The 24,867-nt window shown below is 68.0% G+C and carries 22 protein-coding genes; 10 read left to right on the top strand and 12 right to left on the bottom strand.

Translation table 11 applies throughout. The annotated features are described in order from the left end of the window. Positions 1-8: 8 nt before the first annotated feature. From pth to GRI72_RS05460, 5 genes are all read right to left on the bottom strand, one after another. The gene (pth, locus tag GRI72_RS05480; protein ID WP_160732927.1) at positions 9-581 is read right to left on the bottom strand and encodes an aminoacyl-tRNA hydrolase; all 573 of its coding nucleotides are present in this window, start codon (positions 579-581) and stop codon (positions 9-11) included. 78 nt (positions 582-659) lie between these two features. Then, complete coding sequence (gene acs / locus GRI72_RS05475) at positions 660-2,603, bottom strand: acetate--CoA ligase (RefSeq protein ID WP_160732926.1); 1,944 nt, start codon at positions 2,601-2,603, stop codon at positions 660-662. A 138-nt stretch (positions 2,604-2,741) separates the two neighbouring features. Continuing rightward, positions 2,742-3,419, bottom strand: coding sequence for a 50S ribosomal protein L25/general stress protein Ctc (locus GRI72_RS05470; protein ID WP_160732925.1), 678 nt, complete (start codon positions 3,417-3,419; stop codon positions 2,742-2,744). A gap of 109 nt (positions 3,420-3,528) precedes the next feature. Beyond that, positions 3,529-4,416 carry a TraB/GumN family protein gene (locus GRI72_RS05465; RefSeq protein ID WP_160732924.1) on the bottom strand — a complete coding sequence of 296 codons (888 nt, stop codon included), beginning with the start codon at positions 4,414-4,416 and terminating at the stop codon, positions 3,529-3,531. Beyond that, entirely contained in the window at positions 4,413-5,192 is a 780-nt protein-coding gene (locus GRI72_RS05460; protein ID WP_337191141.1) for a TraB/GumN family protein, read from the bottom strand. The genes GRI72_RS05465 and GRI72_RS05460 overlap by 4 nt, the downstream gene beginning before the upstream one ends. Positions 5,193-5,497: 305 nt before the next feature. On the opposite strand from GRI72_RS05460, the gene GRI72_RS05455 reads away from it, so the two are divergent. The 3 genes from GRI72_RS05455 (at position 5,498) to ppdK (ending at position 11,528) form a co-directional block, all read left to right on the top strand. Then, entirely contained in the window at positions 5,498-6,397 is a 900-nt protein-coding gene (locus GRI72_RS05455; RefSeq protein WP_160732922.1) for a glycine--tRNA ligase subunit alpha, read from the top strand. Between the two features lie 117 nt (positions 6,398-6,514). Continuing rightward, positions 6,515-8,749: a glycine--tRNA ligase subunit beta gene (gene glyS / locus GRI72_RS05450; protein WP_160732921.1), complete on the top strand. Its 2,235-nt coding sequence runs from the start codon at positions 6,515-6,517 to the stop codon at positions 8,747-8,749. A 115-nt stretch (positions 8,750-8,864) separates the two neighbouring features. Next, positions 8,865-11,528 carry a pyruvate, phosphate dikinase gene (gene ppdK / locus GRI72_RS05445; RefSeq protein ID WP_160732920.1) on the top strand — a complete coding sequence of 888 codons (2,664 nt, stop codon included), beginning with the start codon at positions 8,865-8,867 and terminating at the stop codon, positions 11,526-11,528. Here the strand turns inward: ppdK and GRI72_RS05440 are convergent. Continuing rightward, entirely contained in the window at positions 11,525-12,280 is a 756-nt protein-coding gene (locus GRI72_RS05440) for a methyltransferase domain-containing protein (protein ID WP_160732919.1), read from the bottom strand. The two genes, ppdK and GRI72_RS05440, sit on opposite strands and share 4 nt — an antisense overlap. A gap of 55 nt (positions 12,281-12,335) precedes the next feature. Between GRI72_RS05440 and GRI72_RS05435 the strand changes: the two genes are divergently transcribed. The 4 genes from GRI72_RS05435 (at position 12,336) to GRI72_RS05420 (ending at position 16,109) form a co-directional block, all read left to right on the top strand. Further along, positions 12,336-13,148: a ComF family protein gene (locus GRI72_RS05435; RefSeq protein WP_160732918.1), complete on the top strand. Its 813-nt coding sequence runs from the start codon at positions 12,336-12,338 to the stop codon at positions 13,146-13,148. Positions 13,149-13,459: 311 nt separating this feature from the next. After that, positions 13,460-13,807: a phosphoribosyl-AMP cyclohydrolase gene (hisI, locus tag GRI72_RS05430; RefSeq protein WP_160732917.1), complete on the top strand. Its 348-nt coding sequence runs from the start codon at positions 13,460-13,462 to the stop codon at positions 13,805-13,807. A 30-nt stretch (positions 13,808-13,837) separates the two neighbouring features. Then, on the top strand, positions 13,838-14,278 hold the full coding sequence (locus tag GRI72_RS05425; protein WP_160732916.1) for a MerR family transcriptional regulator: 441 nt from the start codon (positions 13,838-13,840) through the stop codon (positions 14,276-14,278). A gap of 25 nt (positions 14,279-14,303) precedes the next feature. Further along, positions 14,304-16,109: an acyl-CoA dehydrogenase C-terminal domain-containing protein gene (locus GRI72_RS05420; protein WP_160732915.1), complete on the top strand. Its 1,806-nt coding sequence runs from the start codon at positions 14,304-14,306 to the stop codon at positions 16,107-16,109. Positions 16,110-16,134: 25 nt separating this feature from the next. Here the strand turns inward: GRI72_RS05420 and GRI72_RS05415 are convergent, their stop codons facing one another. From GRI72_RS05415 to tyrS, 6 genes are all read right to left on the bottom strand, one after another. Continuing rightward, positions 16,135-16,830 carry a dienelactone hydrolase family protein gene (locus tag GRI72_RS05415; protein WP_160732914.1) on the bottom strand — a complete coding sequence of 232 codons (696 nt, stop codon included), beginning with the start codon at positions 16,828-16,830 and terminating at the stop codon, positions 16,135-16,137. A 2-nt stretch (positions 16,831-16,832) separates the two neighbouring features. Continuing rightward, the gene (locus tag GRI72_RS05410) at positions 16,833-18,005 is read right to left on the bottom strand and encodes an NAD(P)/FAD-dependent oxidoreductase (RefSeq protein ID WP_160732913.1); all 1,173 of its coding nucleotides are present in this window, start codon (positions 18,003-18,005) and stop codon (positions 16,833-16,835) included. 50 nt (positions 18,006-18,055) lie between these two features. Further along, the gene (gene cysK / locus GRI72_RS05405; protein ID WP_160732912.1) at positions 18,056-18,976 is read right to left on the bottom strand and encodes a cysteine synthase A; all 921 of its coding nucleotides are present in this window, start codon (positions 18,974-18,976) and stop codon (positions 18,056-18,058) included. Next, positions 18,973-20,271, bottom strand: a complete 1,299-nt coding sequence (locus GRI72_RS05400) for an MFS transporter (protein WP_160732911.1) — start codon at positions 20,269-20,271, stop codon at positions 18,973-18,975. Before GRI72_RS05400 ends, cysK begins: the two co-directional genes overlap by 4 nt. A gap of 79 nt (positions 20,272-20,350) precedes the next feature. After that, entirely contained in the window at positions 20,351-20,686 is a 336-nt protein-coding gene (locus tag GRI72_RS05395) for a PilZ domain-containing protein (RefSeq protein WP_160732910.1), read from the bottom strand. Positions 20,687-20,799: 113 nt separating this feature from the next. Continuing rightward, entirely contained in the window at positions 20,800-22,029 is a 1,230-nt protein-coding gene (gene tyrS / locus GRI72_RS05390; RefSeq protein ID WP_160732909.1) for a tyrosine--tRNA ligase, read from the bottom strand. Between the two features lie 45 nt (positions 22,030-22,074). Between tyrS and GRI72_RS05385 the strand changes: the two genes are divergently transcribed. From GRI72_RS05385 to GRI72_RS05375, 3 genes are read left to right on the top strand one after another with little or no spacing between them, the layout of a single operon-like run. After that, entirely contained in the window at positions 22,075-22,617 is a 543-nt protein-coding gene (locus tag GRI72_RS05385; RefSeq protein WP_160732908.1) for a DOMON-like domain-containing protein, read from the top strand. Next, positions 22,614-23,813, top strand: coding sequence for an exo-beta-N-acetylmuramidase NamZ family protein (locus GRI72_RS05380; protein WP_160732907.1), 1,200 nt, complete (start codon positions 22,614-22,616; stop codon positions 23,811-23,813). Before GRI72_RS05385 ends, GRI72_RS05380 begins: the two co-directional genes overlap by 4 nt. Then, entirely contained in the window at positions 23,810-24,838 is a 1,029-nt protein-coding gene (locus GRI72_RS05375) for an aspartyl/asparaginyl beta-hydroxylase domain-containing protein (protein ID WP_237486807.1), read from the top strand. Before GRI72_RS05380 ends, GRI72_RS05375 begins: the two co-directional genes overlap by 4 nt. Positions 24,839-24,867 lie beyond the last annotated feature (29 nt).

Here is a 24,867-nt window from a genome sequence, read left to right as displayed (position 1 = left end):
GCGCGGCCCTAGCCGTTCATGCGCAGGGCGACGTCGCTCATGAACCGGGCCGGATCGCCTTTCGCCAGCCATTCCGCCTCGGCCCCGATCGCGGCGAGCATGTCGGTCAGCGCTTCCATTTCGCCCTTGGCATAGTTGCCGAGGACGTGCCCGGTCACGCGGTCCTTGTGCCCCGGGTGCCCGATGCCGATCCGCACCCGGTGGAAATCGGGCCCGCCCAGGTGCTGGTTGATCGAACGCAGCCCGTTGTGCCCGGCGAGGCCCCCGCCGGTGCGGACCTTGATCTTGAACGGCGCGAGGTCGAGCTCGTCGTGGAAGACGGTGAGATCCTCCATCCCGAGCTTGTAGAAGCGCAGCGCCTCGCCCACGCTGCGCCCGCTCTGGTTCATGAAGGTCGCGGGCTTGAGCAGCAGGATCTTCTCCCCGCCGATGCGCCCTTCCTGCACCCAGCCGGAGAACTTCTTCTGCACCGGGCCGAAGCCGTGCATTTCCGCGATGACGTCGCAGGCCATGAAGCCCACGTTGTGACGGTGGAGCGCATATTGCGGCCCGGGATTGCCTAGTCCTGCCCAGATCTGCATGGCGCGCGCTCTAGTGCGCCGGCCGGGCCGGGGCAATGCCCCGCTGGCTGCCGCCTGCCGCCTGCCCGCTGCCGGCGGCTAGCGGTTGAGCCGCCCCTCGATCAGCCCGTCGACCAGCGAGGGATCGGCCAGGGTCGAGGTGTCGCCGAGCGCGCCGTAGTCGTTCTCCGCGATCTTGCGCAGGATGCGGCGCATGATCTTGCCCGAACGCGTCTTGGGCAAGGCGGGGGCGAAGTGCAGGTGATCGGGGGTGGCGATCGGGCCGATTTCCTTGCGAACGTGCGCGCGCAGTTCGGCGGCGAGATCGTCCGACGGCTCCTCCCCCGCGTTGAGCGTGACGTAGCAATAGATGCCCTGGCCCTTGATGTCGTGCGGGAAGCCGACCACCGCGGCTTCCGCCACTTTCGGGTGCAGCACCAGCGCGCTTTCGACTTCGGCCGTGCCCATGCGGTGGCCCGAGACGTTGATCACGTCGTCCACCCGCCCGGTGATCCAGTAATAGCCGTCTTCGTCGCGGCGGCAGCCGTCCCCGGTGAAATACTTGCCGGGATAAGTGCTGAAATACGTCTGCACGAAGCGCTCGTGATCGCCATAGACGGTGCGCGCTTGCCCGGGCCAGGACCGCGCGATGCACAGGTTGCCCGCGGCCGCGCCGTCGATGATCGCCCCGTCGCCGTCGACCAGTTCGGGGCACACGCCGAAGAAGGGGCGGCCCGCGCTGCCCGGCTTCATCGGGTGCGCGCCGGGCAGGGTGGTGATCATGATCCCGCCGGTTTCGGTCTGCCACCAGGTATCGACCACCGGCGTCTCGCCGCCGCCCACGTGGTCGTGATACCAGCGCCAGGCCTCCGGGTTTATCGGTTCGCCCACGGTGCCCAGCAGGCGCAGGCTCGACAGGTCGTGCTTCTCGACGTGCGCGGTGCCTTCGCGCATCAGCGCGCGGATCGCGGTCGGCGCGGTGTAGAAGATATTGACCCGGTGTTTGGCGCAGACGGCCCAGAAGCGATCGTGGTCGGGCCAGTTCGGCACCCCTTCGAACATCAGCGCGGTCGCCCCGTTCTGCAGCGGGCCGTAGACGATATAGCTGTGCCCGGTGACCCAGCCGATATCGGCCGTGCACCAGTAGACTTCGCCCGGCCGGTAGTCGAAGACGTAGCGGAACGTCGTTTCGGTCCACACGGCGTAGCCGCCCGTGGTGTGGAGCACGCCCTTGGGCTTGCCGGTCGATCCCGATGTGTAGAGGATGAACAGCGGGTCTTCCGCGTTCATTTCCTCGCACGGGCATTCATCCGCCACGCCCTGCGACAGCGCGTGATACCAGTGGTCGCGCCCCTCGGTCATCGCCACGTCCGCCCCGGTGTGGCGCACGACGAGGACGGCCCTGACCGCGACCTTTTCCAGCGCGGCGTCGACATTGGCCTTGAGCGGGATCGTCTTCGATCCGCGCAGCCCCTCGTCCGCGGTGACGACCCAGTCGCTGCGGCAGTCCTCGATCCGGCCGGCGATGGCATCGGGCGAGAACCCGCCGAAGATCACCGAGTGGACCGCGCCGATCCGCGCGCAGGCGAGCATCGCGATCGCGCCTTCGGGGATCATCGGCATGTAGATCGTGACCCTCTCGCCCTTCTTCACGCCCATGGCCTTCAGCGTATTGGCCATGCGGATCGTTTCGCGCTGCAGGTCGGCGTAAGTCAGGCGGCGCACCTCGCCCGCCGGGTCGTCCGGCTCGAACACCAGGGCCACCGCGTCGCCGCGCCCGGCCGCGACGTGGCGGTCCACCGCGTTGTGGCAGACGTTCAGCGTGCCGTCCTCGAACCAGCGGATATCGACCGGGTCGTAGCTCCAGTTCGCGATCCGCGCGGGCTCGCGGAACCATTCGAGCCGCGCGGCCTGCTCGGCCCAGAAGGCGTCGGGATCGTCGATGCTGCGGCGATAGAGCGCCTCGTAATCCGCCAGCGAACAGCGCGCGCTCTCGCTCGCGGCGGCAGGGACGGGGACGGTCTGGTGATCGGTGTCGCTCAAGCTCTTCTCTCCCGCATGTGCGATGCGATTCGCATAGCGCGAGTGGGTTAGGCAAGCGACGCCCCAAACGCAAAACGCCGGCCCGTTGCCGGGCCGGCGCTGCGTGTTCTTGCCGGGCGATAGCCGGAAGCGGGAAGGTCAGCCTTCGCCGCCCTTTTCCTCGCCGCTGTCGTCTTCGGCGTTCTGCTCGGTCGCGGGAACCGCGTCGGCGGGAGCTTCATCGCTCTCTTCCGCCTCGGCCCGCTTGAGCGCCGACGGGGCCACGACCGTCGCGATCGTGAAGTCGCGATCGGTGATCGCGCTTTCCGAACCCTCGGGCAGCTTGACGTGGCTGATGTGGATCGAATCGCCGACCTCGAGGCCGGTGACGTCGATCTCGATCTCGTTCGGGATCTTGTTCGCGTCGCAGACCAGCTCGAGCTCGTGGCGCACGACGTTCAGCACGCCGCCCTTCTTCAGGCCCGGGCTCGCCTCTTCGTTCACGAACAGGACGGGGACCGCAACGTCCACTTTCGCGCCCTTGGCCAGGCGCAGGAAATCGACGTGGTTCGGGCGGTCGGTAACCGGGTGGAAAGCGACGTCCTTGGGCAGGGTGCGAACGGTCTTGCCGTCCAGCTCGATCTCGACGATCGAGTTCATGAAGTGGCCGGTGTCCAGCTGCTTTATCAGCAGGCGTTCCTCGACGTGGATCGGGGTCGGGGCTTCCTTGCCACCGTAGATGACGGCGGGAACACGGCCTTCACGACGCAGTGCACGGGAGGCTCCCTTGCCAGCCCGATCGCGCGTCTCGGCCGGCAGGGTCAGAGCGTCGCTCATGTCGCTTACCTTTCGAAATGCTTGTGGATACGGTTTCCGCCACGCCTCCAGGGATGACCATGGCAGGAAGCGCGCCTATAGCGGACCGGGGCGGGATTGCAAGGGCGCGTTACTGGATGCGGCGCACGGTATAGCCGCGCCGGCGCAGCAGGGCGGGCAGCCCGTCCTCGCCCGCCAGGTGCGCCGCCCCGACCGCGACGAAGGGGCGCGGCGCTTCGTCCAGCATGGCGCCGAGGCGGCCGGCCCAGTCGCGGTTCCGCCCGGCGTAGAGCGCGTCGCGCAGCTCGGGGTCGGCAAGGATCGCGCTCGTCGCCGGGTCGGCGAGATGGCCGATATCGCCGCGGTACCAGCGCGCGGCATTGGCCTGCGCCCCGGCCTGGCGGTCGGCGAGGTCCGCGATCACCGCCGCCAGCAGGTCGCGCTGTTCGCGCTCGGGCAGGCGGTCGAAGATGTCGAGTTGTGCGCCCGCGCCTTCCAGCTCGATCACCGTGCCCGCCCCCATGCGCCGCACGAGCGCGCGATCGACCCCGTTCTCGGCCTTGCCGGCCTGGCCCAGTTGGGCGAGCGTCAGCGCCGCGGCCCAGGTCTCCATCCGGTCGAGCGCGCCGGCCGGCATCGAGCCTTCGGCCATCAGGCTTTCCAGCCGGGCCCGCAGCGACGGCGGGACCCGCTCGGCCAGCGGGGGGCGGGGCGCGGAATAGGCGCGCCGCTCGAACGCGCGGCGCAGCGCGGCGCCGTCTTCCAGGTCGCGGACTTCGACCACCAGCACGTCCGCCGCCGCCAGCGCATCGGCGAGCGTTTCCGTCTCCCACGACACGCCGCCGGGCAGCGAGTGGATCGTCCCGAACAGCCAGCCTTCCACCGCGCCGCCGGGCCCGGCGATCTCGAACAGGGCGGGCGCGGCGGGGCCGGCGAACGCGGCCGGCGGGCGGCCCCGGTCGCAGGCAGCGAGCGCCAGCAGCAGCCCAGCCGCGGCAAGGGCGGCACGCCGGATCACTGGACGCGCGCGGTCGCGATCCCGAGCTCGGCCAGCTTGTCCTGGACGCTCTGCGTGCCCGCCAGGTGGCCCGCGCCGACCGCGAGAAAGACCGTGCCGGGCCGGTCGAGGCGCTCGTCGATCCACCGCGCCCAGTTGGCGTTGCGGCGATAGAGCAGCCGTTCGGCGAGGACCGGGTCGCTCATGCTCTCGTTGATCAGGCGCGCCAGTTCGGCGGCGTCGCCCTCGGCCCATTCGGCGACCATGAGGTCGAGCATGGCCTTGATGTCATCGACGCCTTCGGCGGTTTCGATCAGCAGGCGGACCTGGGCCTCCATCGGCAGGCTGTCGAAGATCGCGAGCTGTTCCTCCAGCGTCTCCAGCGCGCCGCGGGGCATTTCTTCGCCGCGCGCCTGCTGGAGCACGGTCTCGACCCCGGCGGCGGGGGAATAGCCTTCCTTCAGCAGCGGCAGCATCCCCAGCATCATGGCCGCATACCATGGCTCGTAGGGGTCGAACGCCGCGGCCGGCAGGCCCAGCCGCGCCAGCGCGTCCTCGTAAACGGTGCGCTGTTCGGCGTTCAGCATCGCGCGCAGGCTCTGCCCCTCGGGCAGGGTGCCGATCCGGGTGACCAGCGCCTTCATCGAGGCGGCGGTTTCGGCCGTCATCTCGATCTCGGTCACCAGCATCTCGGATTCGCCGAGCGCCCGGGCGACCGGGCCGTGGTACCAGTCGATCCCCTCGGGCAGGGCATGGACCGTGCCGAAGAGCCAGATGGTCGTGTCCTCGTCCGCCACCTTCCACAGGGCGGGGCGGGCCTGGGGTGGGGCGGTTTCCGGGGTTGGGGCAGGGGCTTCCGGGCTCGGGGCGGGCGCGGGCGCGTCCCCGGACCCGGCCTGGGCCGCGGGGGCGAAGGCCAGTGCTAGGGCCGAAGCCGCGGCGGCGAGAGGTGTGAGAATGCGCTTCATCGCGGGTGTCCTGTCCTTGGCCCCCTTGCGGGCCGGTGAACCGATTGTGGCGCGCCCCCTTGCCTGTCAAGCCGATGGCCCCGCCGCGGCTGCACCATTGACCGATTTTTTCGCTTCGGCCATGGCGCGGCGCGATGGACCGGAACCCCGAGAAAAGCTTCCAGGACATGATCCTCGCGCTCCACGATTTCTGGAGCGCGCAGGGCTGCCTGATCCTGCAACCTTACGACATGCGGATGGGGGCGGGCACGTTCCACACCGCGACCACGCTGCGCGCGCTGGGTCCGGAGCCTTGGAACGCCGCCTTCGTCCAGCCCAGCCGCCGCCCGACCGACGGGCGATACGGCGAGAACCCGAACCGGCTGCAGCATTACTACCAGTACCAGGTGATCCTGAAGCCGAGCCCGCCCGACATCCAGGAGCTTTATCTCAAGAGCCTGGAAGTCATCGGCATCGATCCGCTGAAGCACGATATCCGCTTCGTCGAGGACGACTGGGAAAGCCCGACGCTCGGCGCCTGGGGGCTGGGCTGGGAAGTCTGGTGCGACGGGATGGAAGTCACCCAGTTCACCTATTTCCAGCAGATGGGCGGGTTCGACTGCAAGCCGGTCGCGGGCGAGTTGACCTACGGGCTCGAGCGCCTGGCGATGTATATCCAGGGCGTCGACAACGTCTACGACCTCGATTTCAACGGACAGGGCGTGAGCTACGGCCAGGTCTTTCTCGAGAACGAGCGGCAGATGTCGAAGTGGAACTTCGAGGTCGCCGATACCGACGCCCTGTTCGACCTGTTCAACAAGGCGGAGGCCGAATGCCGCAACGCGATCGCGAACGACGTGCCGATCGCGGCCTACGAACAGGCGGTCGAGGCGAGCCACCTGTTCAACCTGCTGCAGGCGCGCGGCGTGATCAGCGTGCAGGAACGCGCCAGCTACATGGGCCGCGTACGCGACCTGGCGCGGGGTAGCTGCGAGAAATACGCCGAGCTGATGGCGCCCCGGTGGCAGGCAGCATATCCGGAGTGGTCGCTGTGATGGGTGCGTATCCGCATAGTTCGTGCGCTCCTGCGAAAGCAGGAGCCCAGGGCAATCGAGGGGGCGGCTCGGCTGGGTTCCTGCTTTCGCAGGAACTCGTGACGGGGGAGGCGGCCCATGGCTGATTTCCTGCTCGAACTTCGCTGCGAGGAAATTCCCGCGCGGATGCAGGCCGGCGCGCGCGCCGAACTGGAAAAGCTGTTCCGGCGCGAGATGGACGCCGCCGGGGTCGCGGTGGGCGCGGTCATCGTCTGGTCCACGCCGCGCCGGCTCGCCCTGATCGCGCGCGACCTTCCGCAAGCGACCGAGGCGGTCAGCGAAGAGGCCAAGGGCCCGCCCGAGGGCGCACCCGATCAGGCGGTGGAGGGCTTCTGCCGCAAGAACGGCGTCACGCGCGACCAGTTGGAAGTGCGCGATGTGAAGGGGCGGCCGACCTATTTCGCGGTCAGGAACATCCCCGGCCGCGCGACCAGCGCCCTGCTGGCCGAGGCGATTCCCGCGATCGTGCGCGATTTCTCCTGGCCCAAGTCGATGCGCTGGGGTGCCGCCTCGCTTTCGACCGAGAGCCTGCGCTGGGTGCGCCCGCTGTCGGGCATCGTCGCCATCCTCGGCGAAGAACTGGTCGAATGCGTGATCGACGGCATCGCCTCGGGCTACGCCACCAAGGGCCACCGCTTCCATTGCCCGGGCGATATCACGATCGGCAGCGCCGACGACTACGCCGAGAAGCTGCGCGCCTGCCACGTGATCGTGAACCACGAGGAACGGCAGGACATGATCCGCGCCGGCGCGGCGAGGGCGGCCGCCGATGCCGGCCTCACGCTGGTCGAGGACGAGGGGCTGGTGATCGAGAACGCGGGGCTGACCGAGTGGCCGGTGCCGCTGCTCGGCCGCTTCGACGAGGATTTTCTCGCCGTCCCGCCCGAGGTCATCCAGCTCACCGCGCGCGTGAACCAGAAGTACTTCGTGTGCGAGGACGCATCGGGCAAGCTCGCCAACGCCTTCGTCTGCACCGCCAATATCGAGGCGCAGGACGGCGGCGCGCGGGTTGTGGACGGCAACCGCAAGGTCCTCGCCGCGCGCCTCGCCGATGCGCGCTTCTTCTGGGACGTGGACCGCAAGAAGACGCTGGCCGAACACGCCAGGGGGCTGGAGCGGATCACGTTCCACGAGAAGCTGGGCACCGTCGCCGACAAGGTTGAGCGTGTGGCGAAACTGGCCCGCTGGCTGGTCGAGGAAGGGATCGTACAGTCCTCCCCATCGTCTTGCGATGGGGAGGGGGACCGCTCGCCGCAGGCGAGTGGTGGAGGGGCCCCTCCGTCAGACGCTGGCGCGTCTGCCACCTCCCCATCGCAAGCCGATGGGGAGGATCGTGCTGCACTCGCCGACATGGCCGAACGGGCCGCGCGGCTTTGCAAGGCTGATCTCGTCACCGAGATGGTCGGGGAATTCCCCGAACTCCAAGGGCTTATGGGCGGCTACTACGCCCGCGCCGAGGGCCTGCCCGATGCCGTGGCCGACGCGATCCGCGATCATTACAAGCCGGTCGGCCAGGGCGACGTCGTGCCCACCGCGGCCGTTACGGTGGCGGTAAGTCTGGCGGACAAGCTCGACACACTGCGCAGCTTCTTCTCGATCGACGAGAAGCCGACCGGATCGAAAGACCCCTTCGCGCTTCGGCGCGCGGCGCTCGGCGTCATCAGGCTGGTGACGGACAATGGTTTGCGCCTGCCGATCGCGGAGGGCGAACTGCTAGATTTCTTCGCCGACCGCCTCAAGGTCCAGCAGCGCGAGGCCGGCGTTCGCCACGACCTGATCGACGCGGTGTTCGCGCTCGGGAACGAAGACGACCTCGTGCGACTTCTGGCCCGTGTGAACGCATTGCAGGCCTTCATCGAGACCGAGGACGGCGCCAATCTCCTCGCCGGCTACAAGCGCGCGGCCAATATCCTGAAGAAGGAAGACTGGCACGGCATCGAGGGCGAGATCGCGCAGACCGGGGAGGAAGACCCGCTCGCGATCGTGGACGACCCCGACCTGAAGGCGGTGATCGACGCCAAGATGGCCGAGCGCCATGCGAAAGAGCTTTCCTACACGCCCGAACCTGCCGAAAAGGCGCTGATGGACGCGCTCGACGGTTCGGAACGGAAAGCGGCCGCGGCCATTGAGGCGGAAGACTTCGGCGCGGCAATGGCGGCCCTTGCCAGCCTGCGCGCGCCGATCGACCGGTTCTTCGACGAAGTGACGGTAAACGCGGATGAAGAAAACAAACGGGCCCACCGGCTCGACCTTCTTGCACGGTTCCGTGCTGCGGTGCACAAAGTGGCCGATTTCTCTCGGATCGAGGGATAACGGCCGCTTGCCACCCTGTCCGTCACCTTCGGGAATCGGGCGGTAGATCAACGGCTTGGTACGAACAACGCGGGTGACACCCTGTCACCTTCGTCAACTTTTCGGGATGGATGGCATGGAACAGACGGTCTTCACCTTCGGCGGCGACGCCCCGCATTCGAATGCGCGACAGAAGGACAAGACCGTTACCGGGGGCAAGGGCGCGAACCTGGCGGAAATGGCCGCGATCGGCCTGCCCGTGCCCCCCGGCTTCACGATCGCGACCGACGAATGCGTTCGCTACCTGAAGGAAGGCGGCGACTTTTCCGCCGAACTGCGGGACGAAGTGGCCACCGCGCTGCAACATATCGAACGGTCCGTCGGCAAGCGCTTCGGCGATGCGGGCGATCCGCTGCTGGTCTCGGTCCGCTCGGGCGCGCGCGTCTCGATGCCGGGAATGATGGACACCGTGCTCAACCTCGGCCTCAACGACGAGACGGTGGAAGGGCTCGCCGCGACCTCGGGCGATCCGCGCTTCGCCTGGGATAGCTATCGCCGGTTCATCCAGATGTATTCCGACGTCGTGCTCGGCCTCGACCATGGCCTGTTCGAAGAAGCGCTCGAAATCGCCAAGGAAGACAAGGGTTTCTACAACGACACGGAGATGGAGTGCGAAGACTGGCAGGCGCTCGTCGGCCAGTACAAGGACATCGTCCGCCGCGAACTGGGGGAAGATTTCCCGCAGGACGTCCTGCACCAGCTCTGGGGCGCCATCCGCGCGGTGTTCGACAGCTGGGATTCGGAACGGGCGAAAGTCTATCGCCGGCTCAACGACATCCCGGGCGACTGGGGCACGGCGGTCAACGTCCAGGCCATGGTCTTCGGCAACATGGGCGACACCTCGGCCACCGGGGTCGCCTTCACCCGCGATCCCGCGACCGGGGAAAAGGCCTATTACGGCGAATACCTGATCAACGCCCAGGGCGAGGATGTCGTCGCCGGGATCCGCACGCCGCAATACCTGACCCGCGCCGCGCGCGAGAAGGCCGGGGCCAAGCCGCTTTCGATGGAAGAGGCCATGCCCGAGGCCTATGCCGAGCTGACCCGCGTGTTCGAGCTGCTCGAACGGCATTACCGCGACATGCAGGATATCGAGTTCACGGTCGAACGCGGCAAGCTCTGGATGCTGCAGACGCGCACCGGCAAGCGCACCGCGAGCGCGGCCTTGAAGCTGGCCGTGGACATGGTCGACGAAGGGCTGATCGACGAGAAGACCGCCGTGCTGCGGGTCGATCCGATGGCTCTCGACCAGCTGCTCCACCCGACGCTCGACCCCGATGCCCCGCGCGACGTTCTGACCACAGGGCTTCCCGCCTCGCCGGGCGCGGCCTCGGGCAGGATCGTGCTCGATGCCGATACCGCCGAACAGTGGTCGCAACGCGGCGACAAGGTGATCCTCGTGCGGGTCGAGACCAGCCCGGAAGACATTCACGGGATGCACGCCGCCCAGGGCATCCTGACCGCGCGCGGTGGCATGACGTCACACGCGGCGGTGGTCGCCCGGGGGATGGGCCGGCCCTGCGTGTCGGGCGCGCCCGGCGTCTCGATCGATCTCAAGGCGCGCACCCTGCGCGTGGGCGAACGCGAACTGGCCGAAGGCGACACGATCACGCTCGACGGCGGGACCGGGCAGGTCATGGCCGGCGAAGTGGCGACGATCGAGCCAGAACTGGCCGGCGATTTCGGCACGCTGATGGAATGGGCCGACCGGCACCGCCGGATGAAAGTGCGGACCAATGCCGAAACGCCGGCAGACTGCCGCATGGCGCGCCAGTTCGGCGCCGAAGGCATCGGGCTGTGCCGGACCGAGCACATGTTCTTCGACGCCGGGCGGATCAGCGCGGTGCGCGAGATGATCCTCGCCGACAGCGAGAAGGGGCGCCGCGCAGCGCTCGACAAGCTGCTGCCCGAACAGCGGGCCGATTTCCGCCAGATCTTCGAGGTCATGGTCGGGCTGCCGTGCACGATCCGCCTGCTCGACCCGCCGCTGCACGAGTTCCTCCCGCACGGCGACGCCGAGTTCGCCGAGCTTGCCGAGGCGACCGGGCTGGGCGTCGATCACTTGCGCCGCCGGGCGCAGGACCTGCACGAATTCAACCCGATGCTGGGCCATCGCGGCTGCCGACTCGGGATCACTTATCCCGAGATCTACGAGATGCAGGCGCGCGCGATCTTCGAGGCCGCTTGCGACGTCGCGGCCGAAAGCGGCGAGGCCCCGCTGCCCGAGGTGATGATTCCGCTCGTCGCCACCCGGCGCGAGCTGGAGCTGCTGCGCGAACTGGTGGACCGCGTCGCGGGCGAGGTCTTCGCGGAGAAAGGACGCGAGATCGCCTATCTCGTGGGCACGATGATCGAGCTGCCGCGCGCCGCGCTGATGGCCGGCGACATCGCCGGGGCGGCGGAGTTCTTCTCCTTCGGCACCAACGACCTGACGCAGACGACCCTGGGCGTCTCGCGCGACGATTCGGCGCGGTTCCTCGCGCAGTATGTCGATCGCGGGATCTTCGCGCGCGATCCCTTCGTCAGCCTCGACATCGACGGCGTGGGCCAGCTGGTCGGGCTGGCGGCGGAACGCGGGCGCGGCACGCGGGCGGAGCTGAAGCTGGGCATCTGCGGCGAACACGGGGGCGATCCGGCCAGCATCGCGTTCTGCGAGAAGACCGGGCTCGATTATGTCAGCGCCTCCCCCTACCGCGTGCCGATCGCGCGACTGGCGGCAGCCCAGGCCAGTCTTCGCTAGTCTTTCCAGCCTGTTAGCGTCACTATCTCGAAAGTCTCGGTGACGCGGCCCTCGGCATCGGCGGAAGACAGGAAGGCATCGCGCGCCCGGCCCGCCGCGGCCCGGCCGAGCGGCGGGGGCGGGCTGGCGAGGACATTGGTGAGCGCCTGGTCGCGCAGGTCGCCCACCAGCCGGTCTAGCCCGCGGTAGCGGACCTTGAGCGGGTAACCGTCCGCCACCTGCCGGGCGAACCCGGCCCGCTGCATCAGGGCCGATCCGGCCTGGATGTCGATCATCGGGTGCATGCGCGCCGCCTGTCGGTCCGGCTCCGCCGCGAGCAGCGCGCGGCGCAAGTTGGCGAGGCTGCCGGCCCCGACGAAGGCGATCATCGCGATCCCGCCGGGCGCGAGCGCATTGCGCATGTGGATCAGCGCCCCCGGCACGTCGTTGACCGTGTCGAGCATCGCGAGGCTGGCGACGAGGTCATGGCTCCCGCCCAGCGCGCGCTCCTCGTCGGTATCGAGCGGCGAGGCGGAAGTAACGTCCGCGCCCAGCCGCGCCAGCGCCGCCTGGGCGTGCCCGGCCGGGTCGCCCAGGACCAGCGCGGTGCGGGGGCGCAGATTCATGAAGCCGAGACGGTCCTCGATCTCGTCCGCGAACGAGCGATAGAGGAAATCGGCCGCATCCGCCCGCCGCTGCCGTGCGAGGGCCCTCTGCCAGCGCCGGCGGCGGCGTGCCTGGTCGAAGATGCGGGGAACGGGGGTGGCGCTCATGCCGCGGTGCTCTGCCGGGCTTGCCTTCGCCATGCAAGCGCGACAGCCTCGGCGCATGATATCCGGCGCCGCCCTGCGCGACTCGATCGCTCCGCTGGTAGACCTCGTCTATCCGCCCCGCTGCCCGGCTTGCGGGGACGCGATCGCCCGGCAGGACGGGCTGTGCGCGCAGTGCTGGGCCGGGCTGGTCCTGCCGTCGGAGCCCGCCTGCGCGGCGTGCCAGCGCCCGTTCGCGGTCGATCAAATCGCCGAAGGCGCGCTGTGCCCTGCATGTCTCGTCGATCCGCCGCGGCACGACGGGATCGTCGCGGCGGCGCTCTACAACGACACGGCGCGCAAGCTGGTGCTGGCCTACAAGCACGGGCGCAGGATCGGGCTTGCGCCGATGCTCGCCCGCCTCGTCGCGGCCCGAATGCCCGGGCTCGAGGGCGAGTGGCTGCTGGTGCCCGTTCCGCTGCACCGCTGGCGTCTCTGGCGGCGGGGCTTCAACCAGGCCGCCCTGCTGGCGCACAACCTCGGCCGCGAGCTGGCCCAGCCGGTCCTGGTCGATGCGCTCGTTCGGCGCAAGCCTACGCCGACGCTCGGCGGGCTCGGGCGCAAGGAGCGGAGCCGGGCGCTACGCGGCGCCATCGTGGCGGATCGCAGGCACCTGGCGGCGCTCGATGGCGCGCAGGTGATCCTGGTGGACGACGTGCTGACGAGCGGAGCGACCAGCGATGCCTGCGTCGCAGCCCTCAGGCGCGCGGGGGCCGCCAAAGTGAAGATAGCCTGCTGCGCGCGGGTGATCGACGGACAATCGCCGGCCGCGACGGCAAGGGCAGTGCCGCATAACGAAACGCCCGAAGCCGAAGCTCCGGGCGCCACGTGACGAAAATCATTGGATCCGCCCTAAGGCTGGTGACCATACCCCCCAGTCGGCCACGCGGGATCCGATCCCTCAACGTTGATGGGGGCGCCATCGCCGACTGGCGGGCTGCGTCCCCTTTCCCCCTGAACCCGGCGCTCTTGCGGCACCGAAAGATCGGTGGGCATTCCTTGCGGAGTGCAAGTGTTTCTTCCCACCTCGCGCCCGTTCATCAAAGCGTCATGTGCCGGGCGTGTCGATTTTGAACAGTCGCTGTGGTTATCGTGCAACAAACCGGCTAACCGCGGCCGCGAAATTGTTCAGGTGATATTGTTATGAGCGACAAGTTCGAACCGAAGTTCGATGCGGCCGGCCTCCTGACGGCAGTCGTCGTCGACGTGTCCGACAACAGCGTGCGCATGGTCGCCTTCATGGATCGCGAGGCGCTGGAACGTACGCGGGAAACCGGGCTCGCCCATTTCCATTCGCGCTCGCGCGGGGCCCTGTGGCTGAAGGGCGAGACCTCGGGCAATACCCTGGCGGTGGAGGAGATCCTCGTCGATTGCGACCAGGACGCGGTGGTCCTGCGGTGCACGCCGCGCGGGCCGACTTGCCACACCGGTGCCGAAAGCTGTTTCTATCGCCGGCTCGAGGGCGACCGGCTCGTCGCGCAAGGCGATTGACGTTTACGTAAAGGGTATTATTCTGGCGGCATGTCAGATCCCGCTCGCAAGCTTCCCGAACAGCATTCCGGCGCCCACCTCGACCGGCCGGACAAGCATGCGCGCGAGCAGTACACGATCTCCGACCTGACGGCGGAGTTCGACTGCACGGCCCGCGCGCTCCGTTTCTACGAGGACGAGGGGTTGATCGCCCCGCGGCGCGTCGGTCTCTCGCGCGTCTATTCCAAGCGCGACCGCGCGCGGCTCGCCTGGATCATGCGCGCCAAGAACGTCGGTTTCTCGCTGTCCGAGATCCGCGAGATGATCGACCTCTACGACCTTGGCGACGGCCGCGTCGAACAGCGCCGCGTCACGATAGAGAAATGCCGCGCCCACGTGGCCAAGCTCAAGCGGCAGAAGGCCGACATCGATTCCTCGATCAAGGAACTGTCGGCTTTCATCAAGCTGGTCGAATCGATCGATTCCGACTGACCCGAATTCCTTCAGGATAGATTCCATGCCCGTTTACACCGCCCCCACCCGCGACACGCGCTTCGTGGTGAACGAAGTTCTCGACCTGGCAGGCTATGCCAAGCTGCCCGGGTTCGAAAGCGCCACGCCCGACATGATCGACACCGTCATCAACGAGGCGGGCAAGTTCTGTTCGGAAGTTCTCGCCCCCCTGAACCAGCCCGGTGACGAGCACGGCTGCACCCGGCACGACGGCGGCTCGGTCACGACCCCGCCGGGGTTCAAGCAAGCGTTCGAGCAGTTCCGCGAAGCGGGCTGGGGCACGATCTCCGCGCCGGAGGAATTCGGCGGGCAGGGCATGCCGCATGTCCTCGGCTTCGTGATCGAGGAGTTCATTTCTTCCGCCAACCAGGCTTTCGGCATGTATCCGGGCCTCACCAACGGCGCGGTCTCGGCCCTGCTGGCGAAGGGCTCGGCCGAGCAGAAGGCGAAATACGTTCCCAAGATGATCGCCAACGAGTGGCTCGGGACGATGAACCTTACCGAGCCGCAGTGCGGCACCGACCTGGGCCTGATCCGGACGAAGGCGGAACCGCAGGACGACGGCAGCTATGCCATCACCGGGACGAAGATCTTCATCTCGGCCGGCGAACATGACCTGACCGAACAGATCGTCCACCTCGTGCTGGCCAAGACCCCCGGCGCGCCCGATTCGACCAAGGGCATCTCGCTCTTCGTGGTCCCCAAGGTGCTCGTCAACGAGGACGGATCGCTGGGCGAGCGCAACGGCGTGAGCTGCGGGTCGATCGAACACAAGATGGGCATCCACGGCAATTCCACCTGCGTGCTGAACTACGACGGCGCGAAAGGCTGGATGGTCGGCGAGGAGAACAAGGGCCTCGCCGCGATGTTCATCATGATGAACGCGGCCCGCCTCGGCGTCGGCATCCAGGGCTTCAGCCAGGCGGAGGCGGCCTACCAGAATGCCGTCGCCTATGCGCTCGACCGGCGGCAGGGCCGCGCGCTGACCGGCCCGGCAGAGCCGGAAGAAAAGGCCGATCCGATCATCGTTCATCCCGACGTGCGGCGAATGCTGATGGACGCCAAGGCCTTTACCGAGGGCTTCCGTGCGCTGGCCCTGTGGGGCGCGCTGCTGGTCGATCTCTCGCACAAGGCGGAGAGCGAGGCCGAGCGGGCCGAGGCGGACATGCTGCTGGGCCTGATGACCCCGGTGATCAAGGGCTACGGCACCGACAAGGGGTTCGAAACCGCCGTCAACATGCAGCAGGTCTTCGGCGGGCACGGCTACATCAAGGAATGGGGCATGGAGCAGTTCGTGCGCGATGCCCGCATCACCCAGATCTACGAGGGCACGAACGGCATCCAGGCGATGGACCTGTGCGGGCGCAAGCTGGCCCAGAACGGCGGGGCCGCGGTCCAGGCGTTCTTCAAGCTGGTGGGCGAAGAAGCCGCGGCGGCCCGGGAAGACGAGGCGCTGGCCCCGATCGCCCAGGCGCTGGAGAAGGCGCTGGGCGAGCAGCAGGCGGCGACGATGTGGTTCATGCAGAACGCGATGCAGAACCCCAACAACCTGGGTGCCGGGGCGCACCACTACATGCACATCATGGGCATCGTCACGCTCGGCCTGATGTGGCTGCGCATGGCGAAAGTGGCGCAGGCGAAGCTGGCCGAAGGGGCCGGCGACAAGGCGTTCTACGAGGCCAAGCTGGTCACCGCGCGTTACTATGCCGAGCGCTTCATGCCCGACGCGGGCGCCCTGCGGCGCAAGCTGGAAGCCGGCAGCGAGGCGATGATGGCCCTGGGCGAGGGCGCCTTCGAAACCGCCGCCTGAGCGGCACGATCCCAGGCTGGCGGCGCTATTCGAGCACTTCGTCGAGGAGGCTCTTCAGCGCCGCCCAGCTCTGGCGGTCTGCGCTGGCATCGTAGGCGACAACGGGGTTTCCGGGCGGCGGATCGGGATTGGTGAAGCCGTGGCTGACCCCGGCGTAGCTGTGGAAGTGCCAGTTGGCGCCGGCGCGATCCATTTCCTCCCAGAAAGCGCGGACATGCGCGCGCGGCACGAGGCTGTCGGCATCGCCGTGGCAGACGAGGATGCGGGCCTTGATTGCGCCCGGCCGCGCCGGCGCATCGGTTTCGAGCAGGCCGTGGAAGCTCGCCGCCAGCACCAGGTCCGCCCCGTCGCGGGCGAGTTCGAGCACGGCCTGTCCGCCGAGGCAGAAGCCGATCACCGCCATGGGAAGGCCGGGTGCCTCGGCGCGAAGTGCGCCAAGCGCGGCACGCAGCCGGCCGCGCCACTTCCCCGTGTCGGCGCGCAGCGCGTCGGCCCATTCGAAGGCGACCGGCCCGTCGGGCATCCGGCCGTAGAAGTCGGCAACCAGAACGAGATAGCCCGACTCGGCCAGCAACCGCGCCTTGGCCATGACCGCGGGTGTGACGTTGGCGATCGTGGGGAACACGGCGATCGCCGCCCGGGCCTGCGCCACCGGCCGAAGGAGATGGCCGGTCAGGGCAAGCTCGCCGTCGCGATAATTCAGCTGATCCGGCTCGATCATTGTCAGGCCTCCGTCGCTGTCAGCGCGCTATGCCGGTCGGGATAGGCGCGCCGTAGGATTTCCAGCGCCCGCGCCGTTTCCGCCCGATCGGGCACTTCGCTGGCATCGCCATAGCCGAAATCCTCGTTCGGCCCGTAAGACTGGATGACCACCCCGTCGCGCCGCGAAATCGCGTTGGCGCCGCCGTGGTAGAGCGAATAGCGGGCATTGCGCTGGGGGACGAGCCACCCGATCTGCCCGCGCACCGGCACCATCGCGGCATCGCCCCAGATCGCCCTGGCACCGTATCCCATGCAGTTGACGATCACCGGTTCGGCAAGAGAAAGCACTGCGGCATGGTCGGGAAACGACCGGCGGATCATCCGGCCGCCGCGCAGCAGGAACGTCTGCGCCAGGCGATCGGCATAGCCGGCGACGTTGAACACCATTCCCTGCCCGCCCGAGGCGGCGCGCGGCGCGAAAGGGTTTTCGGCACCGGTCAGCTTTCGCCACGGCAGGTCGAGATCGCGCACCCGGCGGTGGAGGTGCAGGAAATCGTGCTGCGCACGCGGCGATGGTCCGTCGCCTCCGCCGCCGGCCACGTCGAACTGCGGCATGTACTCGACCGGCTCGCCGGCAAGGCCGACGAAACGCTGGTGCGCGGCATGGGCCTGCCGGGCCCATTGCTCCCATCGTTCGGCGAAGCCGGTCGGCGCCGCGCCCTCCAGCGCGATCCGGCTGCTGGGCGACCAGACCCCCGTTGCCCGGGCGGAGCGGGTTTCGGCCGGAAACTCGTCGGCGTAGATCGTGACCCGGGCACCGGTTTCGACCAGGCGCAGGGCGCTGGTCAGCCCGATGACACCGGCGCCGATCACGGCGAACGACGCCGCGCCCGAAGCGCGGGCGAGGGCGGCCGCCTCGGCCGCGCAGCCCCAGCTCAGCGACCATCCCGCGCCGCCGTGGCCGTAATTGTGAACGACCAGCTTTTCGCCCAGGCGCTCCGCCTCGAGGCGCGGCCCCGCGGGGCGGAAAGGGCGCAGGCAGACGGTGATCTTCATCAGCCGGTCGAGATCCAGCTTCAGCGCGGGCAGGCGCGTGGCGGCCAGCGGGGCAGCAGGCGCCAGGCCGGCCCCCGCGCACCCCGCGAGGAAAGCCGACCCGGCGCCGGCGAGCACGGTGCGCCGCTGGAATTCCATCCGGGTCCTCCCTCGATCTCGTGTCGGAAGGCGCGCTGCGCCGGGTGCGATTATTCCTCCGGCAGGAAGTCGGGCACGGAGAGATAGCGCTCCCCCGTGTCGTAGTTGAAGCCGAGCACGCGCGCGCCGCTGTCGAGTTCGTCAAGCTTGCTGGCAATGGCGGCCAGCGTGGCACCACTGGAGATGCCGACCAGCAGCCCTTCCTCGCGCGCGCACCGGCGGGCCATGTCCTTGGCCTGTTCGGCGGTGACCTGGATCGCGCCGTCGATCGCCTGGGTGTGCAGGTTGCCCGGGATGAAACCCGCGCCGATGCCCTGGATCGGGTGCGGACCCGGTTGGCCGCCGGAGATGACCGGCGAAAGCTCCGGTTCCACCGCGTAGGCCTTCATCGCGCTCCACTGGCGCTTCAGTTCCTCGGCACAACCGGTCAGGTGCCCGCCGGTGCCGACACCGGTGATGAGGACATCGACCGGGCTGTCGCGGAAATCGTCGAGGATTTCCTTCGCCGTCGTGGCGACGTGGACTTTCCAGTTCGCCTCGTTGTCGAACTGGCTCGGGATCCAGGCCCCGTCGGTTTCGGCCGCGAGCTCGCTTGCGCGTTCGATCGCGCCCTTCATGCCCTTTTCCTTGGGCGTGAGATCGAAGGTCGCGCCATAGGCCAGCATCAGCCGGCGCCGTTCCACGCTCATGCTCTCGGGCATGACGAGGACCAGCTTGTAGCCCTTGACCGCGGCGACCACGGCCAGCCCGATGCCGGTGTTGCCGCTGGTCGGTTCGATGATCGTGCCGCCCGGTTTCAGCGCGCCCGATTTCTCCGCGTCCTCGACCATGGCGAGCGCGATGCGGTCCTTGATCGACCCGCCCGGGTTGGCACGCTCGCTCTTCACCCAGACCTCGTGATCGGGGAACAGGCGGGAGAGGCGGATATGCGGCGTTCCGCCGATCGTTTCGAGGACGTTTGCGGCTTTCATGGGACAGGCTCCTGCAGCTTCTGTTCAGGGATATGATCGTCCAATTCCCGAGGCGGGTCAAAGGTCCGCGTCGTGCGCAGCACCGGAAAGATGCGCGCCCACAAGGCGACGGTCGCGATGGCGCCGATCCCCCCGCTGACGACCGCCAGCACCGGGCCGATCAGCCAGGCGAGCGTGCCGGAGAAGAAATCGCCAAACTCGTTCGAGGCCGAAATCGTCAGCAGCGACACGGAAGAGACGCGGCCACGCTTGTCGTCGGGCGTGTGCAACTGGATCAGCGACTGGCGGATATAGACGGAGAACATGTCCGCCGCGCCGACGATGAACAGCATGGCGAGGCTGAGCGGCATCCACGTCGAGAGGCCGAAGACGACGGTGGCGAGGCCGAAGACCGCCACGGCCCAGAGCATCTTGGGCCCGACGTTGGTCTTCAGCGGGCGGAATGAGAACCACAGTGCGGTCAGCGCCGCCCCCGTCGCCGGGGCCATGGCCAGCTGGGCAAGCCCGGTTTCGCCGACCTGGAGGATGTCGCGGGCGTAGACCGGGAAGAGCGCGGTCGCCCCGGCGAGGAAGACGGCGAACAGGTCAAGCGTGATCGCGCCCAGGACCATCTTGTTGCGCACGACGTAGCGCAGGCCGTCCACCATCTGCCCGATCGGCCGCGCCGCCCCCGGGATCGGCGGCTGCGGCACCTTTCCGATCAACGACAGGGCGCCGATGGACACCGCGAGCAGGGCGCTCGCCGCGAGGTAGGGCAGGGCCGGCATGATGGCGTAGAAATAGCCCCCGATCGCGGGGCCGACGATCATCCCCGCCTGCCATGCGATCGAGCTCAGCGCGATCGCATTGGGCAGGATCGCCTTCGGGACGAGGTTCGGCGCCAGCGCCGAAAGGGCAGGGCCGTTGAACGCGCGCACGACCCCCAGCACGACGGCAACCGCATAGAGCCAGTGGAGCCGGATCGCATCGTGCCATGTCAGGAAGGCGAGCACGGCCGCGCAGCCGAACTGGAGCAGGATCGTCAGGCGGGCGAGGTCGCGGCGGTCGAAGCGGTCGGCGGCGAGGCCCGAAAACGGCGTCAGCAGGAACAGCGGAACGAACTGGAGCAGGCCGATGAGAGCCAGCTGGCCGGAGGCGCCGGCCACGCTCATCCCCCCGTCGCGCGCGATATTGTAGGTCTGCCAGCCGATGATCAGCATCATCGCGTACTGGGCCAGCGTCATCGACAGGCGCGAAACCCAGTAGGCGCGGAAATTGGCAATGCGAAAGGGGGAGGATGGGATCGCTTCGGTCACCCGGGCGGCATGGCACCGGGCGCGCCGCAAGCCAAGCAATCAGATCGACCCGGTCGAAAAGCGATGCTTGAAGGCGCCCTCAGGGCCGCCGCAGGCGCGGGTTCTTCTGCATCTGTTCGACCAGGCGGGTGAAATCGTCCACCCGGATGATCCGTTCGAACTGGAAGCCCGCGCGCGTGTCCCGGGTCCAGATGACATAGGCCTCGATCAGGCCGATCACCGGCAGGCGAACCATCAGCCGGTCGCCCCGCGAAAGATCGCTGGCATTGTCCACCATGAAGCCATGGGCCGAGATATTGCTGATGTGCAGGGGCACGTCGCCGCGAACATGGTGTTCGGCGATAATGTCGTGATCGACGGGATGGCGCGCGGCGCGGCGCTGGTCGGTAACGCTCAGATTGGCTCCGGCTGACACGAACGGCAACTCTCTTCATCGGTGGAGGGGCATTCCTCCTACCGGTCAATGACTGACAATTGGTAAAATCGCGGCCTCGCGAAAATGCCCGAAAAGCCCGATTCTTCGCGGCTTCAGCGAGTCACCAGGCCGTGCTTCTTCTTGCCCAGGCTGAGGCGCATTTCCCGGCCCGCATCGGGCAGGAGCAGGTGCCCGGGGTCGCTCACGGCCTCGCCGTCGAGCCGCACCGCGCCCTCGGCGATCTTGCGCTTCGCCTCGCCGTTCGAAGCGGTGAAGCCGATGGCGGTCAGGGCGGCCGCGGCTCGCATTCCTTCCTCGCCGACCGACAGCGTGGGCAGGTCCTCGCCCGCTCCGCCGGCGAATGTCGCCGCGGCGGTCGCCTCGGCCGCGCGGGCCGCATCTTCGCCGCGGACGAGCGCGGTCACGGCATTGGCCAGCACGACCTTGGCCGCGTTGATCTCGTTTCCTTCCAGCGCTTCGAGTCGGGAGATCTCGTCGACCGGGAGATCGGTGAAGAGCCGCAGGAACCGGCCCACGTCGCGGTCGTCGACATTGCGCCAGTACTGCCAGAAATCGTAGGACGGCAACTGCGCCTCGTTCAGCCAGACCGCGCCATTGGCGGTCTTGCCCATCTTCGCGCCGTCGGCGGTCGTCAGCAGCGGCGTGGTCACGCCGAACAGCTCGATGCCGTCCATCCGACGGCCCAGTTCGACGCCGTTCACGATATTGCCCCACTGGTCGCTGCCGCCCATCTGCAGCCGCGCGCCCATTTCCTGCGCCAGGTGACGGAAATCGTACCCTTGCAGGATCATGTAGTTGAATTCGAGGAAGGTCATCGGCTGCTCGCGCTCGAGGCGCAGGCGAACCGAATCGAATGTCAGCATGCGGTTCACGGTGAAATGCGTGCCGACCTTCTGCAGCATCTCGATATAGCCGAGCTCGCCGAGCCAGTCCTGGTTGTCCACCAGGACCGCGTCGGTCGGGCCGTCGCCGAAAACCAGCAGCCGCTCGAACACCGAACGGATGCCGGCGATGTTGGCGGCGATCGTCTCGTCGTCCAGCATCTTGCGGCTCTCGTCCCGACCGGTGGGATCGCCGATCCGGGTCGTCCCGCCGCCCATTAGCACGATCGGCTTGTGCCCGGTCTGCTGCAGGCGGCGCAGCATCATGATCTGGACCAGGCTGCCGACGTGGAGCGAAGGGGCGGTGGCATCGAAACCGATATAGCCGGGCACGACCTGTCGCGCCGCCAGGGCATCCAGCCCTGCCGCGTCGGTCATCTGGTGGACATATCGGCGCTCGTCGAGCAGGCGCAGCAGATCGGATTCGTATGTCGTCGTCATCAATGCCCTCGAATGCGGGGCGGCGCCTAGCACGAGGATTCCCGCTTGCAAACGCATCAACTGGTCGCCCATCCCGATCATCCGCCGCTGGGCGTCACACGGGTGGAGGCGCGGGTTCTCGGTTCCGACGCCGAATGGCTGCGGTTGCGCTGGCGGATCGAGGGGATCGGCAAGCTGGTGGTGCCGCCTTTCGCCGGCCGCGGACGGGCCGACGAGCTCTGGCGCACGACGTGCTTCGAGCTGTTCCTGAAGCCGGGTGACGGCCCCGCCTATTGCGAGATCAACCTCTCGCCCTCCGAACGCTGGGCCGCCTACGATTTCACCGATTATCGCGACGGCATGGTCGAGCGCCCGTTCCCGCGCGAGCCGGACTGCACGATGCGGATGGGCAGCGCGATGGCCATTTTCGATGCGACGGTGCCGCGGAGCGGGTTGCCCGCGGGCGAATGCGCGATGGGGCTCAGCGCGGTTCTGGAGGAGGCAGGCGGGACGCGCAGCTACTGGGCGCTCGCCCATCCCGAACGGGGGCCGGACTTCCATCATCGGGCTTGCTTCGCCGCACGGCTTGAGGCACCCGCCGGGCCATGAAATTCGGCATCGATCGGCTGCTCGCCGACCCGGAACTGAGGAAACCGCTCGAAGGAAGGCGGGTCGCCCTTGTCGCGCACCCCGCGTCGGTCACGCGCGACCTCGGACACAGCCTCGACGCCCTGGCCGCGGCCGGCATCGGCCTGGCGAGCGCCTTCGGCCCCCAGCATGGCCTGAAGGGCGACAAGCAGGACAACATGGTCGAAACGGCCGACGAGGTGGATCCTCGCCTGCAAATTCCGGTCTTCAGCCTCTATGGAGAGGTCCGCCGGCCGACCGACGCGATGATGGCCAGCGCGGACGTGTTCCTGTTCGACCTCCAGGACCTCGGCTGCCGGATCTACACTTTCGTCACGACGCTGCTCTACCTGCTCGAGGAGGCGGCCCGGCACGGGAAGACGGTCTGGGTGCTCGATCGCCCCAACCCGGCGGGCCGGCCGATCGAAGGGACCATGCTCGTCCCCGGGCAGGAAAGCTTCGTCGGGGCGGCACCGATGCCCATGCGGCACGGGTTGACGCTCGGCGAGATGGGGCACTGGTTCGTCCGCCACTTCGGCCTCGACGTCGATTACCGCGTCATCGGGATGGAAGGCTGGGAGCCGTCCGGGCCCGCACACGGGTGGCCGACGGACCGCATCTGGATCAACCCGAGCCCCAACGCCGCGAACGTCAACATGGCCCGCGCCTATGCCGGCACCGTCATGCTGGAAGGCACGACGCTGAGCGAGGGTCGCGGCACGACCCGGCCGCTGGAGGTGCTGTTCGGCGCGCCCGATCTCGACGCCGGCGCCGTGCGGGCTGAGATGGAGCGCCTCGCGCCGGAGTGGCTGGCCGGTTGCGGCTTGCGCGAATGCTGGTTCGAGCCGACGTTCCACAAGCACGCAGGCAAGCTCTGCAATGCCCTGATGATCCATGCCGAGGGCCCGTTCTACGGCCACGATCGCTTTCGGCCGTGGCGGCTCCAGGCGCTCGCCTTCAAGGCGATCCGCAATCTCGTGCCCGACTATCCGCTCTGGCGCGACTTCGCCTACGAGTATGAGCTCGACCGGCTTGCGATCGATGTCATCAACGGCGGCCCCAGCCTCCGCACCTGGGTCGACGACCCCGAAGCGACCCCCGGCGACCTCGACCAGCTCGCTTCCGCCGACGAGCAACGCTGGCGCGACCAATGCGCCGAGGTCCTGCTTTACCGATGAGCGCGATAGAGAAACCCAATCCGGCATTTGATGAAGCCGAAGCCGACCGGCGACTTTCGGTCGACCAGCGTGACATCGTCGCGACATTGGCCAAGGCCGATAATCGCATGCGGGCGCGGGATTATCGCGCCGCCAATGCCTATTACGGGCAGGTAGGACGCCTGGCGCAAGAGGGTGGAACGATCGCTCGAACGGAGCTTCTGCGCGCGCGAGATGCAACGATCTGGTTGGCGGACTACTTTCGGCAAGCGATCGTCGACGGATTGGCATCGCGTGGCATTACAGCGACCACGATGCACCCGCGGTTCGCGAAATCGCTTGCAATCATGTTCGGCGAGCAGGCGCGAGACCCGGTTTATCAGCGGTTTCCGCAGATGCCGAACTCCTATTTCTATCCGGATTTACCGTATCTCTGCTTTTCGGATCCGTCGGCGCATGGATGGACCGCCCCGATTGAAGCGGGTTTCCCCGACATCCTGGAGGAGGCGGAGGAGCTTCTGAAGAATTCGGAGTTCGCCCCCCACGTTCGAGACGCAACCGATCGTCCCCAGGGCGACGTGCACGGCCTCGTGAACGATCCGAGGTGGAGCACATGGGATCTCACGGCAATGGGGGTCCCGGTGCCCGAGCGGACTGGCCTTTGTCCTCGCACGTTCGAACTGATAGATCGGAATGCGCCTTTATGCCGGATTCCGAGCCGGGCGCCGACGATCATGTTCTCGCTACTGCGTGGCGGCGCCCGAATCCCGCCGCATACCGGGATGATGAACGCACGGATCATCTGCCATCTGCCCCTTATCGTCCCGGGCAGCGGCGCGCTCCGCGTCGGCGACCAAGTTCGGGAGTGGCAGCCCGGGCGTCTTCTGATGTTCGACGATACGGTGGAGCACGAAGCGTGGAATCACTCTTCGGATAACCGGCTGGTCCTGATTTTCGACGTTTGGCGTGACGAGATCGAGCAAGTTGAGCGCGAGCAGATTCGTGCACTGTTCGAGACGGTGGATGAAAGCCAGCCAGACAGCTGAATTCTGCGGAACCGATTTTTCGATTCCTC

Source organism: Pelagerythrobacter marinus, from assembly GCF_009827515.1.
Classification (GTDB): Bacteria; Pseudomonadota; Alphaproteobacteria; order Sphingomonadales; family Sphingomonadaceae; genus Pelagerythrobacter; species Pelagerythrobacter marinus.
Note: the sequence above shows the minus strand (reverse complement) of the source record. Positions and strands in the feature narration are given on the sequence as shown.

What these genes read in the sequence shown, in the direction of transcription:
- pth (WP_160732927.1), bottom strand. Translation starts at nt 581, where the DNA reads ATGCAGATCTGGGCAGGACTAGGCAATCCCGGGCCGCAATATGCGCTC.
- GRI72_RS05470 (WP_160732925.1), bottom strand. Translation starts at nt 3,419, where the DNA reads ATGAGCGACGCTCTGACCCTGCCGGCCGAGACGCGCGATCGGGCTGGC.
- GRI72_RS05455 (WP_160732922.1), top strand. Translation starts at nt 5,498, where the DNA reads ATGGACCGGAACCCCGAGAAAAGCTTCCAGGACATGATCCTCGCGCTC.
- glyS (WP_160732921.1), top strand. Translation starts at nt 6,515, where the DNA reads ATGGCTGATTTCCTGCTCGAACTTCGCTGCGAGGAAATTCCCGCGCGG.
- ppdK (WP_160732920.1), top strand. Translation starts at nt 8,865, where the DNA reads ATGGAACAGACGGTCTTCACCTTCGGCGGCGACGCCCCGCATTCGAAT.
- GRI72_RS05440 (WP_160732919.1), bottom strand. Translation starts at nt 12,280, where the DNA reads ATGAGCGCCACCCCCGTTCCCCGCATCTTCGACCAGGCACGCCGCCGC.
- GRI72_RS05435 (WP_160732918.1), top strand. Translation starts at nt 12,336, where the DNA reads ATGATATCCGGCGCCGCCCTGCGCGACTCGATCGCTCCGCTGGTAGAC.
- hisI (WP_160732917.1), top strand. Translation starts at nt 13,460, where the DNA reads ATGAGCGACAAGTTCGAACCGAAGTTCGATGCGGCCGGCCTCCTGACG.
- GRI72_RS05425 (WP_160732916.1), top strand. Translation starts at nt 13,838, where the DNA reads ATGTCAGATCCCGCTCGCAAGCTTCCCGAACAGCATTCCGGCGCCCAC.
- GRI72_RS05420 (WP_160732915.1), top strand. Translation starts at nt 14,304, where the DNA reads ATGCCCGTTTACACCGCCCCCACCCGCGACACGCGCTTCGTGGTGAAC.
- GRI72_RS05415 (WP_160732914.1), bottom strand. Translation starts at nt 16,830, where the DNA reads ATGATCGAGCCGGATCAGCTGAATTATCGCGACGGCGAGCTTGCCCTG.
- GRI72_RS05410 (WP_160732913.1), bottom strand. Translation starts at nt 18,005, where the DNA reads ATGGAATTCCAGCGGCGCACCGTGCTCGCCGGCGCCGGGTCGGCTTTC.
- cysK (WP_160732912.1), bottom strand. Translation starts at nt 18,976, where the DNA reads ATGAAAGCCGCAAACGTCCTCGAAACGATCGGCGGAACGCCGCATATC.
- tyrS (WP_160732909.1), bottom strand. Translation starts at nt 22,029, where the DNA reads ATGACGACGACATACGAATCCGATCTGCTGCGCCTGCTCGACGAGCGC.
- GRI72_RS05380 (WP_160732907.1), top strand. Translation starts at nt 22,614, where the DNA reads ATGAAATTCGGCATCGATCGGCTGCTCGCCGACCCGGAACTGAGGAAA.
- GRI72_RS05375 (WP_237486807.1), top strand. Translation starts at nt 23,810, where the DNA reads ATGAGCGCGATAGAGAAACCCAATCCGGCATTTGATGAAGCCGAAGCC.